Source organism: Micromonospora pisi (assembly GCF_003633685.1).
In the GTDB taxonomy this organism is placed as follows: Bacteria; Actinomycetota; Actinomycetes; order Mycobacteriales; family Micromonosporaceae; genus Micromonospora_G; species Micromonospora_G pisi.
Map to the genome: position 1 here is coordinate 208,667 of NZ_RBKT01000001.1, position 14,739 is coordinate 223,405.

At 68.8% G+C, this 14,739-nt stretch carries 12 protein-coding genes; 10 read left to right on the plus strand and 2 right to left on the minus strand.

The genetic code is table 11. The annotated features are described in order from the left end of the window. Positions 1-67: 67 nt before the first annotated feature. Both BDK92_RS00875 and BDK92_RS00880 read left to right on the plus strand, forming a co-directional pair. Positions 68-1,435, plus strand: a complete 1,368-nt coding sequence (locus BDK92_RS00875; protein ID WP_246017467.1) for an aldehyde dehydrogenase family protein — start codon at positions 68-70, stop codon at positions 1,433-1,435. 157 nt (positions 1,436-1,592) lie between these two features. Further along, positions 1,593-3,056 carry an MFS transporter gene (locus BDK92_RS00880; protein ID WP_121153662.1) on the plus strand — a complete coding sequence of 488 codons (1,464 nt, stop codon included), beginning with the start codon at positions 1,593-1,595 and terminating at the stop codon, positions 3,054-3,056. 72 nt (positions 3,057-3,128) lie between these two features. Here BDK92_RS00880 and BDK92_RS00885 read toward each other — a convergent pair whose 3' ends face one another. Next, positions 3,129-4,091, minus strand: a complete 963-nt coding sequence (locus tag BDK92_RS00885) for an ADP-ribosylglycohydrolase family protein (RefSeq protein ID WP_121153664.1) — start codon at positions 4,089-4,091, stop codon at positions 3,129-3,131. 122 nt (positions 4,092-4,213) lie between these two features. Here BDK92_RS00885 and BDK92_RS00890 point away from each other — a divergent pair, with 122 nt between their 5' ends. The 7 genes from BDK92_RS00890 to BDK92_RS00920 all read left to right on the plus strand — a co-directional run bounded on the left by BDK92_RS00890 (position 4,214) and on the right by BDK92_RS00920 (position 10,495). Then, complete coding sequence (locus tag BDK92_RS00890; RefSeq protein WP_121153666.1) at positions 4,214-4,852, plus strand: hypothetical protein; 639 nt, start codon at positions 4,214-4,216, stop codon at positions 4,850-4,852. A gap of 130 nt (positions 4,853-4,982) precedes the next feature. Continuing rightward, entirely contained in the window at positions 4,983-5,495 is a 513-nt protein-coding gene (locus BDK92_RS00895; protein WP_170208443.1) for an EXPERA domain-containing protein, read from the plus strand. Beyond that, positions 5,492-6,280 (plus strand): SDR family NAD(P)-dependent oxidoreductase, encoded by a 789-nt coding sequence (locus BDK92_RS00900; RefSeq protein WP_121153670.1) that lies wholly within the window; start codon positions 5,492-5,494, stop codon positions 6,278-6,280. The genes BDK92_RS00895 and BDK92_RS00900 overlap by 4 nt, the downstream gene beginning before the upstream one ends. A gap of 139 nt (positions 6,281-6,419) precedes the next feature. Next, positions 6,420-7,589 (plus strand): low temperature requirement protein A, encoded by a 1,170-nt coding sequence (locus BDK92_RS00905; protein WP_170208444.1) that lies wholly within the window; start codon positions 6,420-6,422, stop codon positions 7,587-7,589. 116 nt (positions 7,590-7,705) lie between these two features. After that, positions 7,706-8,590 (plus strand): CE1 family esterase, encoded by an 885-nt coding sequence (locus BDK92_RS00910; RefSeq protein WP_246016705.1) that lies wholly within the window; start codon positions 7,706-7,708, stop codon positions 8,588-8,590. A gap of 50 nt (positions 8,591-8,640) precedes the next feature. Then, entirely contained in the window at positions 8,641-9,387 is a 747-nt protein-coding gene (locus BDK92_RS00915) for a hypothetical protein (RefSeq protein ID WP_147456869.1), read from the plus strand. Between the two features lie 28 nt (positions 9,388-9,415). Continuing rightward, positions 9,416-10,495: an NAD-dependent epimerase/dehydratase family protein gene (locus BDK92_RS00920; RefSeq protein WP_121153676.1), complete on the plus strand. Its 1,080-nt coding sequence runs from the start codon at positions 9,416-9,418 to the stop codon at positions 10,493-10,495. A 75-nt stretch (positions 10,496-10,570) separates the two neighbouring features. Here BDK92_RS00920 and BDK92_RS00925 read toward each other — a convergent pair whose 3' ends face one another. Then, on the minus strand, positions 10,571-11,197 hold the full coding sequence (locus tag BDK92_RS00925) for a hypothetical protein (protein WP_121153677.1): 627 nt from the start codon (positions 11,195-11,197) through the stop codon (positions 10,571-10,573). An 812-nt stretch (positions 11,198-12,009) separates the two neighbouring features. Here BDK92_RS00925 and BDK92_RS00930 point away from each other — a divergent pair. Next, positions 12,010-14,679, plus strand: coding sequence for a M14 family metallopeptidase (locus BDK92_RS00930; RefSeq protein WP_170208445.1), 2,670 nt, complete (start codon positions 12,010-12,012; stop codon positions 14,677-14,679). The last annotated feature ends 60 nt before the right edge of the window (positions 14,680-14,739 follow it).

A 14,739-nucleotide genomic window follows, 5' to 3' on the forward strand; every position in this document is an offset into this window, starting at 1 on the left:
TGCCCTGTCTGTGCCCGTGACGGCCACCGTCGCAGGCGAGCCACATCCCACTCGATCGACGTTCGACGTGGTAAATCCGGCCACCGGTGAGGTTTTCGCGGTCGCCCCGGACGCTTCGGCGGCCGACGTCGACGCTGCGGTGAAGGCCGCCCACAACGCGTTCGCCGCCTGGCGGTCGGACCCGGCCGCGCGCCGGGCCGCCCTACACGCAGCCGCCGACGCCCTGACCACAGCTCGTGACGAGATCGCCCCGGTGCTAACGGCCGAGCAGGGCAAGCCCCTGGCCGAGTCGGCTCGTGAGGTCACCACGGCTGCCGCCTACTTCCGCTACTACGCGGACATGGAACTTGGGCGCCAGGTGATCCGTGACGACGCGGACGCTCTGGTGCAGATCGTGCACCGGCCGCTCGGGGCCGCGGCGATCATCGCGCCGTGGAACTTTCCGCTGATCATTGCTGCGGCGAAGATCGCCCCAGCACTCTCCGCCGGGAACACGGTAGTGCTCAAGCCATCGCCATTCACACCGCTGTCCTCGCTGAGAATCGGTGAGGTGCTGCGCGGCGTGCTACCTCCCGGCGTGTTCAACGTGCTCAGCGGTGGCGACAAGGCCGGAGCCGCCATGACGGAGCACCCATTGATTCGAAAGATCAGCTTCACCGGGTCCACCGCCACGGGCAAGGCCATCGCAGCCGCTGCGGCGGCCGACCTGAAGCGCACCACTCTGGAACTCGGAGGCAACGACGCGGCCATCATCCTGGCCGACGCCGACCCCACCGCGGTCGCTGCGGGCATCTTCGCGCGCGCCTTCTCCAACACCGGTCAGGTGTGCGTGGCCCCCAAACGGGTCTACGTCCCCGAAAAGCTGCGCGCGCAGGTTGTCGAGGCGTTCGCGGAGCTGGCCCGGAATGCACGGATCGGCGACGGCACCGACCCCGCCACGCAGTACGGCCCGCTGAACAACCGTCCCCAGCGCGACCGCGTAGCGGAGTTGGTCGGCGACGCGGTGCGCCGAGGGGCGACCGTCGCCGCCGGTGGCGCCGAAATCGAGGGTAAAGGCTTCTTCTACCAGCCCACGATCCTGACCGACATCAGTGACGGCGTCCGGATCGTGGACGAGGAGCAGTTCGGGCCCGCGCTGCCGATCATCGGCTACCGCGACGTGGAGGACGCGCTGGCCCGGGCGAATGCCACCCACTTTGGGCTGGGCGGCTCCGTCTGGGGCGGTGACCCCGAGCAGGCCCTTGCCGTCGCCGAGCGCATGGAGGCCGGCATGACATGGGTGAACACCCACACCGCCACGAGTTTCGACCAACCGTTCGCCGGAATCAAGTGGAGCGGCGTCGGCGTCGAGAACGGCCGCTGGGGCCTGGAGGGCTTCACCGAGATGCAGGTCATCCACCATGCCCGGGCAGCGAAAATCGCCGCACAGCGCTGACCGCGAGAGCGGGTCACGCCCGATAAAGGTCGCGCCGCCCGGTCCGGCGTCCATCGCCTGCCGGGTAGGCCGGCAACGACCCCTGCGACGAGGAGCAGCGCCCGCCGGCCTAGGAGAAGCCGCGCGTCGTCGCCCTGCCACGAAAGGCCTCTCTCCTATGCCCGTCACGCGCGTCCGCAGAGCCAGGGCGGCCGGCACCACTCCCACCGCAGGGCTGGTGACCGCCGCCCTGGCCTTCGCCGGGCTGACGACGTCGATGGCCCAGACCGCGATGGTTCCCCTCGTCCCACAGCTGCCACGCCTGCTGAACACCTCGCCGTCCGGCGTGGCCTGGACGGTAACCGCCGCCTTGATCGCCGGAGCGGTCTCAAACCCGATCGTCGGGCGACTGGGGGACATTTACGGCAAGCGACGGGTCCTGCTGTGGACCCTGATGGCCCTGTTCGCAGGATCCCTGCTGTGCGCGTTCGGCGACACGCTGCCTGTCGTGATCGCGGGACGCGCGGTCCAGGGTTGCGCGCTGGGCGCGATCCCGGTCGGCATCAGCATCCTGAGGGAGCTACTGCCCGCCTCCCGGGTCGCCACCGCCACCGCGGTGATGAGTTCCATGGTCGGCGTCGGCGGCGCGCTGGCCCTTCCCGGCGCGGCCCTGCTGATCCACGGCGCCTCCTGGCACGTGCTCTACTGGGCCTTCTCGGTCTTGAGCCTGGTGGCGCTCGTAGGGGTGCGTGCCGTCGTGCCCTCGCCGTCCCCCTCCAGATCCGCCGCCACGATGGACACCGGCGGGGCCGTCGGACTCGCCCTGATCTTGGTCGCTCTGCTATTGGCACTGTCCGAGGGTGGCGCGTGGGGCTGGACGAGCCCTCGCGTGTGTGGCCTGTTCCTGGCCGCCGCAGCGGTGCTCGCCTGGTGGGGCCGGTGGGAGTGGCTGCGGCCTCATCCGCTGGTGGACCTGCGGGTGTCGTCCGCCCGGCAGGTACTCGTCACCAACGTGACCGCGGTCCTGGTGGGTTTCGCCACCTACGCGCTGGCGTACTCGGTAAGCCAACTGCTGCAACTGCCCTCGGGCACCCACTACGGACTGGGCCTGTCGACGCTCACCGCCTGCCTGTGTCTGGCGCCCTCCGGGATCGTCATGCTGCTGTCCTCACCAGTGTCGGCACGCCTCTCGGCGCGGTTCGGCGCCCGCATCACCCTGACAACGGGCTGCGTCCTAGTCGCCCTCGGCTGGGCGCTGAGCCTGCTGCTCATGCACACGACCTGGGGGCTGGTGGCCGCCAGCTGCGTCATCGGCACCGGCGTCGGGCTGGCCTACGCGGCGATGCCCCTGTTGGTCATGACCGCCGTACCGTCCTCCCAGACGGCATCCGCCAACGGCCTCAACACTCTGATGAGGTCACTGGGCACCTCGTCGTCCGGTGCCGTGCTCGGGATGATCCTGACTACCAGGGTGACCGTCTTCCACGGTGCCACCGTCCCCACCGAAGGCGCGTTCCACACCGTGTTCCTCAGTGCGCTCGCCGCCTCCCTGCTAGCCATCGTGACGGCACTGCTACTGCCCTCGAGTCGCCGTACCGGCGCCAAGCGGACGGGTGTTGGCGTCCCGGCTGAACCGTCGTGACGACCCCACTCTGGATCATCTCGGCGATCGAATGGGCGACCGGACGAAATTGGCCATTGCGGCCGGCCCCGTCTACTCCCCCGCGCTCTCCGCCAACAGCGGATCGTCACTCCCGCGACCCTCCTGACCTGGGACCACCGCCTGGGGCAGCCAGTCCGGCAACGCTTCCCGACGACGCAGCCAGGTCCGAGGTATCCCGTTCACCCCGCTGCCGGTGTACGCGGCGACGATGCCACCGACGATCGCCGAGGTGGTGTCGACGTCCCCACCGGCCTCGACGCAGGCGGCGATCGCCGCCGGGTAGTCGTGCAGGTGGGTCGCGGCGACCCAGAGGGTGAACGGCACGGTGTCCTGGGCCAGCACCTGCGAGCCGTTGCCGAGTTCGTAGGCCGCCTCCGCCACGCTCCCGCCGAGCAGTGTCCGGGCCCGTTCGATGCCACGCCGAACCCGGCTCTCGACGAGGTGGTCGAGTGCCGAGTTGAGCAGTTCTCCGGCCTCGGGGCGGACTCCTACCGTCCGCCCCCACCCCGCCTCGGCGGCGGCGACCGCGACTGCGACCGCACCGAGCACCGCCTCGGCGTGTGCGTGGGTGACCTCCGCCGAACGCATCGCCTCCAGCGCGGCGGTGCGGGAATCGTCCGCGTGGAACGCACCCAACGGCGCCACCCGCATCGCGGCGCCGTTGCCCATGGAGCCCTGCCCTTGGAAGACGGACCGGGCCACGTCGCGCCAGGCGGCGCCTTCACGGATCTGGCGCAGGACCACCACGGCTCCCCCGCCGTAGCCCCGGTACGGCTCGAACCGCTCGGCGAACGCCATGGCCAGCCGGTCCTGGTCGATCCGGCCATGCGTCTGAAGCTGCTCCGCGATCGAGCAGGCCATCTCGGTGTCGTCGGTCCACGGCCACGGTCCGGCGGGTATGTGGCCGGCGGCGAAATCCTCGGCCGAAACGCCGGGTACGAAGAACTGGGCGCCCAGAGCGTCGCCCACGGACAGCCCGTCCAGGCTGTCGAAGCAGAGTCGCGACATGGTCATGTTGCGCCGATCCTGCCACGGAACCTGGTGCCGGCGTACCCACGTCGGGTCGGGACCACCACGGAGCAGAGCGGTATGGTCGGCGTCGCGCCACCGGAACGCGCGACCCGAAAGGCGAGCCCATGATCATCCCTGCGCGTTTCAACGGTCCACCCGGCTCGGGCAACGGCGGCTATTCGGCCGGGGTCTTCGCCGAGGGTGCCGCGTGCGAGGTGACGCTGCGGATCCCGCCGCCGCTGGAGACGCCGCTGTCACGGGTGGGCGGGCTGGTCCAGGGGCCCGACGGCGCCGTGGTGGCCGAGGTCGGACCGGCCGCCGAGGTCGACACGGTGGTGCCGCCCGTCGGGTACGCCGAGGCCGTCGAAACCTCCCGCACGTACGCCGGCTTCACCACCCATCCGTTCCCCACCTGCTACGTCTGTGGGCCGGAACGCGGCGACGGCCTGCGCATCTTCCCCGGCCGGACGGGCGACGACCGGACCGCCGCGCCCTGGACGGTCCCGGCGGAGGTGTCGCCCGCGATGGTCTGGGCCGCGCTGGACTGTCCAGGTGGCTGGGCGGTCATCGCCGCCGGACGCCCGTACGTGCTGGGCCGGATCGCGGTCGCGCTCGACCGGATGCCGCTGCCGGGTGACCGTTGTGTCGTGGTCGGGGCCCTGGCGCGCACCGAAGGGCGCAAGGCCCTGGTACACACCACCCTGTACGCCCCGGACGGCGCCGCGCTGGCCCGTGCCCGCGCCACCTGGATCGCGATCGGCTGACCGGCCGGCACCGCACCCGCGGAAACGGCTGGAGTATTCCGTTGTCCGGGGCGATACCCCGAGTTGCGCGTTCTGACGCTCGTCAATGTGGCCGATTGCCGGCGCGACGATGATCCCTAGGATCGGCTTCATGACCGTACCGCTGCGTCAGCGTCCGTACGACCTCTTCTTCGTCATCTTCTTCGCTATCAACGCATTGATCATCACCTACATCGTCGACCTCGAACAGCTGGTGGTCGCCGATCCGGCGAACTTCGACTATCCCTTGTGGCCCCCGGCGCCGGCGATCGATCTGGTGCACTGGTGGGGCAACACCTACGATCCGCTGCTGATGGCCCGTCCCCCGTTCTGGCGGATGACCATCTGGATCGACGTCGTCTTCTTCGGACCGTTCTACCTGTTCGCCCTCTACGCCTTCATTCGCGGTCGCAACTGGATCAAGGTGCCGGCGCTGGTATGGTCCGGCACGATGCTGGCGAACGTGTTGATCATCCTGATGGACGAACGGTACGGCGTCACGCCCACCCCCAACTTCCCCATCGTGTTGGCGGCGAACACGGCCTGGCTGGTCACCCCGTTCCTGGTGATCTGGCGCCTGCGCCGTGAGCAACCGTTCACCCGGGTCGAGCCGGTAACCGCATGAGGGGCGACTTCGGCCAGCGGTACGGGCCCTGGGCACTGGTCGCAGGCGCGTCGGAGGGGCTCGGTGCCGCCTTCGCGCACCGGCTGGCGGGCGCGGGCCTGAACCTGATCCTGGCGGCACGGCGGGAACAGCCGCTGGCCGCCCTGGCGGAACAACTGCCCACCCGTACCATCACGGTCAGCGCGGACCTGGCCACCACGGACGGCCTCGACCGGGTTGTCGAGGCGGCGGACGGCCTCGCCGTCGGCCTGGTGGTCGCGAACGCCGCCTACTCGCCGATCGGCCGGCTCATCGAGATGGACCCGGCGGAGACCACCCGCGCACTGGACCTCAACTGCCGCATGCCACTGCGGCTCGCCCACGACTTCCTACCGGCGATGGCGGCCCGGGGACGCGGCGGCTTCGTGGTCATGTCGTCGCTCGCCGGCCTGCAGGGCTCACCACCGATCAGCGTGTACGCGGCGACGAAGGCGTTCGGCGCGATCCTCGCCGAGGGCCTCTGGGCGGAACTGCGCGGCGCCGGCGTCGATGTGGTCACCTGCGTCGCGGGCGCGGTGGCCACGCCCAACCTCGCCGGCGCGAAGGGCCGTCCCGCCCCCGGCACACAGACACCCGATCAGGTCGCGCGAACCGCGTTGCGGGGTCTCGGCCGTGGACCGCGGGTGATCCCCGGACTGACCATGCGGTTCTCGTCCGCGCTCATGTCCCGGCTGCTCCCGCGCCGCACCGCGATCGCCGTCATCGCCCGGGCGAGCCGGGACCTCTCGCCTCCCTCCGCCGGGTAGGTCACCGCCGCTCGACAGGGACCGGTCGGGGCCACGACGATCTGCGGTGACCAGCCCCGACGCGTCGATCATTGCGCGATGATTACCTGCAGTAATCATCGCCTGATCGACAGCGAACCCGGAGGCCCAGGTGACGCGGTTGCCCAGGGTCGTCCACCCGCTGCGGCTGCGCGGAACAGGGCCCGCCGCCCAGGAGGGCGAGCGACACGCGACCTGGCTGGAACTCTTCTTCGACCTGGTGTTCGTGCTGGCGCTCTCGTCCATCACGACGGAAATAGGGAATGGCGCGTCGCCTGCCACCTCGAAAATCCTGGTCGCGGTCGCGCTGTACATGCTCGTGCAGTGGGCCTGGGTCAGCCAGTCCTTCTACGACACCCGATACGACCCGGACGACTGGCTCCACCGAATCCTCGTGTTCGTGGCGACGGCCGGTGCCGGTGGCATCGCGATCGGCGTACGCCACCTACCCGAGGACCTGTTGCTGCCGGCCGGCTACCTCGTGGTACGCGGCGCGCTGATCCTGATGTACCTGCGGGTCCTGCTCACCAGCCAGGCGGAGCGGTCGGTGGCGACGGTCTACCTCGGCGGGTTCGGGGTCGGTTGGTCTCTCTGGCTCGCCTCGCTCGCCGTCGACCCGTCGACCCGCCCGATCCTCTGGGTGGTCGCGGTCGCGATCGAACTGAGCACCCCCGTGTGGGGGTACCGCTGGCTGCTGCAACACCCGGTCGACACCTCACACCTGCCCGAGCGGCTCGGCCAGTTCACCATCATCCTGCTCGGCGCCACGCTTGCCGACCTGCTCAACGCCGTACCGGTGAGCCACCGCTCCGGCGAACTGGTCGGCGCGGCGATGCTGGCATTCGTGGTGCCGGTCTCCATCTGGTGGATCTACACCACCTTCCTGACCAGCCAACTTGCCTTATCCCGGTTACGCAACGGGTCGTGGTACGCGTTCCTGCACCTACCACTCGGCACCTCACTCGTCTTCCTCGGGTGGGCGCTGGGCGAGGTCGTCCAGGAGATCGCCCACGGCGTGCCTCGGCTACCCGACACGCTCCGCGTCCTGCTCAGCGGCTCGATCGTGATCGCGATGCTGTCGGGGCTGCTGCTGCAGTGGGGATCGCTCGGCTCGCTCCTGCTGAAACGGATCGTCATCGCGGGCGTGGGGATGACCGCGGTGATCGTGACGGCCGCCGTGGTCAGCGATCCGCTGCTCACTCTGGCCCTGACGGCCTTGTCCATGGCCAGCTACGCCAGCCTCGTCAACTCGGAGATCTTCCACGTCCGCTCGGCACGGTCGAACCCCTGACCGAACCCGATCACATCGCCAGCAAGACCGCCCAGCCGGGTTTCGGCGTACGCCGAAAAGATTGACCTGCCGACCCACCAGCCCCAGATTAGGGGGCCAACGGGGAGGAGAACGCCTTGCGACGGATCATGATCTGGGGAATGGCGTGGGGGCTGCTGCTCGGCGCGTCGGCCTGCGACGGGGGCGAACCACCGGCGACACCAGCCTCCCCCACCGCAGCCGCCGTACAGCCCGCACCGGGCAAGCACCAGTTGACCCTCGACCACGCCGGAGTCACCCGTCGATACCGACTCCACGCGCCCGCGAGCTACGACCCGGCGACCGCCGTCCCATTGGTGATCGCGTTGCACCCGTTTCCCGGCGAGGGTCTGGGCATGAGCGAGATGGTCGGCCTGGACGGCAAGGCCGAGCAGGAAAACTTCCTGGTCGCGTACCCCGACGGGATCAATGGCGGCTTCAACGCGTTGGTCTGCTGCGGCACCGCGGACGATGTCGGCTTCCTCAGGGCGCTCACCGAACACCTGATCAGCGAATGGCGGGTGAACCCGGACCGGGTGTACCTGACCGGGATCTCCAACGGGGGCGACCTGAGTTTCCGGGCCGCGGTCGAGGCCACCGGCGTGTTCGCCGCAATCGGCGTGGTCAGCGGTGGTTTCGGAGGTCCGCTCGCCGCTGCCGCCGACTATGCGCCCCGCACACCGGTCTCGGTGATCACCTTCATCGGTGGCCAGGATCGCTACGTCAAGGAGTTCCAGGCTGGAATTCGGACCTGGCAGGAACGGCTGCGCTGCGCCCCGGCCACGTCCACCCGGGTCGCCGAGACGATCGGCATGACCCAGGCCCGGTGCGCCGACGGCAGCGACGTCCACGTGTACGTGCTGGACGAGATGGGTCACTCCTGGCCGGGGGCGAAGGTCGGCATGATCGCGGCTCCCACGGCGGGACTCGTGGCGACGGACCAGATCTGGGAGTTCTTCGCCGCCCATCCCCGCCTGTCCTGAGCCGCCGCGCGGGGCAACGGGACGACGGCCGGTGCGGCATACTTCCGGCCGTGCGGGGGACAGGACGACGAATAGCTTTCGGTACGGCGGCATTGCTGGTGGTCGCGCTGGTTGCGGGCGGCCTGTGGTGGTACTTCCACCCGACCGACCCGCTCCACGACCGAGCGGTGGCGGACGCCACGAGCAAGGTTGACAAGGTTCTCGACCGGTTCGAGTACGACCACCTCCACAAGGCCAGCGACTACGCACACTCTGCCGGTCAACACTCCGACGTCACCGTTCTCGACGTCGACGGCGAGACGCACTGGCAGACCGGCGTGACGTTGGTGCTCCAGGTGATCGGTCATGCTGAGGGGGAGACCCCTGACGGCCTCCGGATCGGCAAACACGATGAGCCGATCTGCTTCCGTATTCAGCTCGGGCCGGACGACGACAGCCGCGACGACGACATCGACTGCCCGGCCGGCCCTCCGGTGCCGGTCACGAAGGATCCGACGCTCCGTGGCGTTGACGACCTCCTGAAGAGTGCCCTGGAGTCGGTCGGTCCGGACGAGGCCGCCGTCCGCGTGGCGATCGCCGGCCTGGAACTCGACCCGGCCATCGAGCAGAAGGTCGCCGTGCGCGACGGCATGGTCGGCGTGTCCTTGCGGGCTTCGCAGTACGACTGTCTCCTGGCTCGGGTCACCTCGAAGGGGCCCGCGCTCTGGCGACCGTCGCACACCCAACTGGCCCCGGGCGAGCTGCCCTGCTCGGCGGGGGTCGCGTTGAGCAGCGAGTTCGGAAAGTACCCGCACTGACCCTGCCCGAGGTCATACCGTGACCGGAATGCGGATACTCGTCACCGGAGCGGCCGGGTTCATCGGTTCACACGTCGCCGATCTCCTCGCCGACCAGGGGCACGAGGTGGTCGCGCTGGACGCGCTGCTGCCCCAGGCCCACGGTGGGCCGCCACCTCCCTGGACCCGCCGCCACGAACTGATCGTCGGAGATGTACGGGACGCCGACCTACTGGCCGGCGTACTACCGACGGTCGACGCCGTCTGTCACCAGGCGGCGATGGTCGGGCACGGGTTGGACCCCTCGGACGCCCCCAGGTACGCCGCACACAACGACCTCGGCACGGCCAGTCTGCTGGCGGCGATGCACCGGGTCGGGGTACGGCGGCTGGTGCTGGCGAGTTCGATGGTGGTCTACGGCGAGGGGCGGTACGACTGCGACCGGCACGGCGTCGTACGGCCGACCGAACGGACGCCGGCCGATCTTGACGCCGGCCGGTTCGAGCCGACCTGCCCCGAGTGCGGTGATCCGCTCACCCCGGGGCTGGTGCCGGAGGACGCGCCACTGGAGCCGCGCAGCACGTACGCCGCGACCAAGCTGGCTCAGGAGCACCTGGCCGGGGCGTGGGCACGACAGACCGGTGGCGGCGTCTGGGCACTGCGCTACCACAACGTGTACGGCCCGAGAATGCCCCGGGACACCCCGTACGCCGGGGTGGCGTCGATCTTCCGTTCGGCGCTGGCCGCCGGACAGGCACCCCAGGTGCTGGAGGACGGGCGGCAACGACGCGACTTCGTGCACGTCACCGACGTCGCGAGGGCGAACCTGCTCGCCCTGACCACGGCACCGCCGAACGGGCTGGTACCGCTGAACATCTGCTCCGGTCAACCACACACCGTCGGAGAACTCGCCCACGAACTGGCTACCGCGATGGGCGGGCCCACGCCCGAGGTCGTCGGCGGCGGCCGACCAGCGGACGTACGACACGTGGTCGCGGACCCGACCCGGGCCGGGGAACTGATCCGGTTCCGCGCCCGGGTCGGGTTCACCGAGGGCGTCGCCGCGTTCGCCACCGCTGAGCTGAGAGTTCCGGCGGCGGTCAGCGCCCCGACTCCGGTGGGCGGCTGACCGGCGCAATCGGGTACGCGAAAAGCCGGGCCCCCCTGCGGGGGCCCGGCTTCGCCGTGCTGTTGTGCTGGTTGCTTACTTGGTCCAGACGTCCTGGACGATGTGGGCGGCCTGGTTCTCCCACTGCGCGTACGCGTCCGGGAACGCCGACACCTGAACCTTCTGCGCCGCCACCGTCAGCGGCAGGTCCTGCCAACCGTCAACCTGCTTCAGGTTGCTCAGGAACGCCGTCGCCGCGTACGTCGGGTCGGTGATCTGCTCCGGGGTACCCCAACCACTACTCGGACGCTGCTGGAACAGACCCAGGGAGTCGTGGTCGTTCATGTCACCCAGATGACCCAGGTTCTCCAACTTCGACTCCTGCATCGAAGTAGCGACCGCGATCACCGCACCACGCTCACCCATACCCAACTTCTTGGCCGTGTCAGTAATGGCCTTGGCGTTCGCGAGCTGGTCCTTGCTCAACGAGATCTCCGACTGGGCACCCTGCGTGCCGTGCGGCACCAGCTTGTCCATGGCCGGCTTACTGTCAACAACCTGCGCGACCGTGGTCATCGCCGGGGCGGTGTGCACGGCCGGCGACGCGAACGCGTGCGACGCGGGACCCGCGACGGCGCCACCAACAAAGGCGAGGCCAGCGATACCAAGGGCGGTCTTACGAACAAACGAAGCTTCAGTAACAGCGGTGAAAGTCGTCTTCACGATGGTTCACCTTCCAATCGGGGGTTCCGAGGCGCACACACGTAAAGGGGGAAAACAGGTGCGTCACTCGGGAAGAAGTACGAGGCCACAGGCCCTCATGAGGCGGGGAGAGAACACTGCCTCGGCGCTGCTCCGGTCGTACGCGATGTATAACGACCCCACCCCCGCCAACATTCCGCCGATCATGCCCCGAACCAAGTCGATCAAGCCCGAAAACCTCGCACCGGGAAGATCGGGCCCGACACCTCACACCACTCCCCCGGGCCCGAGCCCGCTGGCCCCGCAGACCCGGAGACGACCGACGACCGGCCGACCGAATGACGCGACTAAGCAACTCTGTCCGGTTTGCCCGGATCGTTCGATCGGCAACAAGATCACTACAACCGTTGCCACGTCGTAAAATTCGTTGATCTCTATTGCCGTGAGGTCCCGCCGACTGGTACTCAATGGGGGCCAGTGATCAACAAACGGCCGGGAGGGTCGCGATGATCGTTGCTGCCCTCGACCCGAACCGCCGTGGCCACAAACCGATCATCCGTACGACGACGGCGCGCCAACCATCCACAGCGGAGCACTGCCGTGGGCCCCCAAGGACCCGCGATGTCCACAAAGGGGCTGATGGCTGTGCTCACCTGTCGCTATCTGGGAGGCACGGGAGCATCCGGAATCTGGGCAGTGCCACTGGTCGCCCTCGCGTACCAGGCACCACCACGCGGATTCCACGAGAAGGACCTACCGGTAGTGGCGCGGAGCGGTGTTCTCCGCGCCAGACGATGGCCGGCCCACGAGCCGACCACGGAAGGCGATGCCAGATGACAATCAGTGAAAGCTCAGGTCTGTCCCGGCGCACGTTGCTCAGGTCGACGGCGGCGGCCGGTGCCGCAGCCGCCACGGCGACCGTGATCCATCCCGATGTCGCTTCGGCGCAGCCCCGGGCAGCCGCCCAGCCCGTCGACGTGTTCGCCGCCGCGAAGGCCGCCGCGATTCCGACGCCCGAGCAGTACTTCGGATTCCGGATCGGGTCCGAGGGCAAGCTCGCGACCTGGGACAAGATGGTCCCCTACTTCCAGCTCATCGCCGAACAGAGCAACCGGGTCACGTACGAGGAGGTCGGCAAGACCACCGACGGCAACCCGTACGTGCTACTGACGATCAGCTCGCCGAAGAACCTGAGCAACCTGGACAGGCTGATCGAGATCAACGATCGGCTGGCCGACCCGCGCGGGCTGTCGCCGACGGAGGCGGAGGAGCTGGCCCGGACCGGCAAGCCCTTCTACTTCGTACAGGCCGGCATCCACTCCAACGAGGTCGGCAACTCACAGGCCACCATCGAATGGGCGCACCGGCTCGCCACCGAGCAGTCGGAGTACGTCAACAAGATCCTCGACAACCTGGTCATCCTGCTGGTGCCGGCCCAGAACCCGGACGGGCTGGTCCTGATCAACGACTACTTCGTCAAGACGGCGGGCACCAACTACGCGCGGACGTATCCGGATCTGTACCAGAAGTACACCGGACACGACGACAACCGTGACTGGTTCATGCTGACTCAGATCGAGAGCAACATGAACATCTCCCTCCTGAACAAGTACCACCCGCAGGTGTTCCAGGACTCGCACCAGGCCGGCACGAACGCACCCCGCATGTTCACCCCGCCCTACCTGTCGCCGTACGACCCGAACATCGACGCGATCACCGTGCAGCAGACTGACGCGCTCGGCATGGCGATGCAGCGGGGCATGACCGCCGCCGGCATGAAGGGCGTCGGCTGGGGCATGACGTACGACTACTGGACCCCGTCGCGCCAGTACTGCGTGTACCACAACGCGGTGCGCATCCTGACCGAGGCGGCCAGCTGTTCGAACCTGGCCTACCCGCAGGTTGGCAGCGGTCCGCTCGGCAGCCAGGAATCGTCGATCAGCTTCATCGAGCCGTACGACCAGAACACGTGGACGCTGCGGCAGATCGTCGACATCGTCTCGCAGGCCTTCTACTCGGGCATCGAGGCGGTCGCGTACGACAACTACAACTGGCTCTACAACTTCTACCGGGTCGGGGTGAAGGCGACCACCCGGACGAGCCCCCGCGCGTACGTCATCCCGGCCGGCCAGCGGGACCCGCAGGCGGTACGCGACGCCATCGACATCCTCTTCAAGGGGGCCGTCGAGGTCCACCAGGCGCAGTCCGCGTTCACCGCCGGCGGCCAGCAGTACCCGGCCGGGTCGTACGTCATCTACCTGAACCAGCCGTACGGTGGCTTCGCGAAGACGTTGCTGGAGGTGCAGGAGTACCCGCACCTGCTGCAGTACCCGGGCGGACCGCCGCAGCGCCCGTACGACGTGACCGCGCAGACCCTGCCGATGCTGCTCGGTTTCAAGGCCAACCTGGTCACCGGCTCGTTCTCGGTCACCGCCAAACTGCTCACCGAGATCAAGCCAGCGCCGGTGACGATGCCGGACGCGCCCCCCAGCACCGGTGCGTACGTCATCGGCCCGGAGTCGTACGGCGTCTTCCAGATCGTGTCCCGGTTGCAGAAGCAGGGCATCCCCACCTTCCGCGCGGCGGCGCAGTTCGTCGACGCCGGCCGGACCTTCCCGGCCGGCACGTTTGTCGTCCCGCCGACGGACGCGGCCCGGCAGATCCTGCAGAACCAGTCCCGGACCACCGGCATCCCGATCTCCGCGATCGCGGTGGTGCCACGCGTGGCCGGCGCCCAGCTCAAGCCCGGCACGAGGATCGGTCTGCTCAAGCCGGCAAACAACATCCAGTCCGGTTGGTTGATGTGGATGTTCGACCAGTACGGGGTGACCTACTCCGTGGTGAAGGCGCAGGACTACAAGAACCTGTCCGGCCGGTTCGACGCCATCGTCATGCCCGAGGGCGTCAGCAAGAGCTCCATCACCAACGGGTTGAACCAGAACAACTACCCGCCGGAGTGGAGTTGGGCGTTCGGGGTCGGCGAGGACGGCTGGAACAAGCTGCGGGACTTCGTCACCGCTGGCGGCACCCTGGTCGCCTACGGCAGCGGGGCGAACACCGCGCAGCAACTCTTCGAGCTGCCGCTGCGCTCGATCCTGCCGAGCGACTCGTCGGTCTTCTACTGCCCCGGCGCGCTGCTCAGCCAGGACATCGACACTGACGACCCGGTTGCCTGGGGTATGGACCCGCACCACCCGACCTGGTTCGACGGTGACCGCGCCTACGAGCTCACCGACCCGAACAAGTACCCGGTACACGTCGTCTCGAAGTACCCGGACAGCGGGGAGCAGTTGCAGAGCGGCTGGCTGATCGGCGGCGAGTATCTGAACGGGGCGGTGAACGGCCTCTCCTGGACCGTCGGCAGCGGCTCGGTGGTCACCTTCGCGAGCGAGATCGCGTTCCGTACCTGGAACCGGGGCGAAGAGAAGATGATCTTCAACGCGATGTACCACGGGCCGTCGCAGAAACTCACCCCGGAACAGTTCGAGCGCCTGGGGCGGTAGTACCCGCAGCCCGGATGGGGCGGGGCCGAACATCGGCCCCGCCCCGCCCTCCAAAAACCG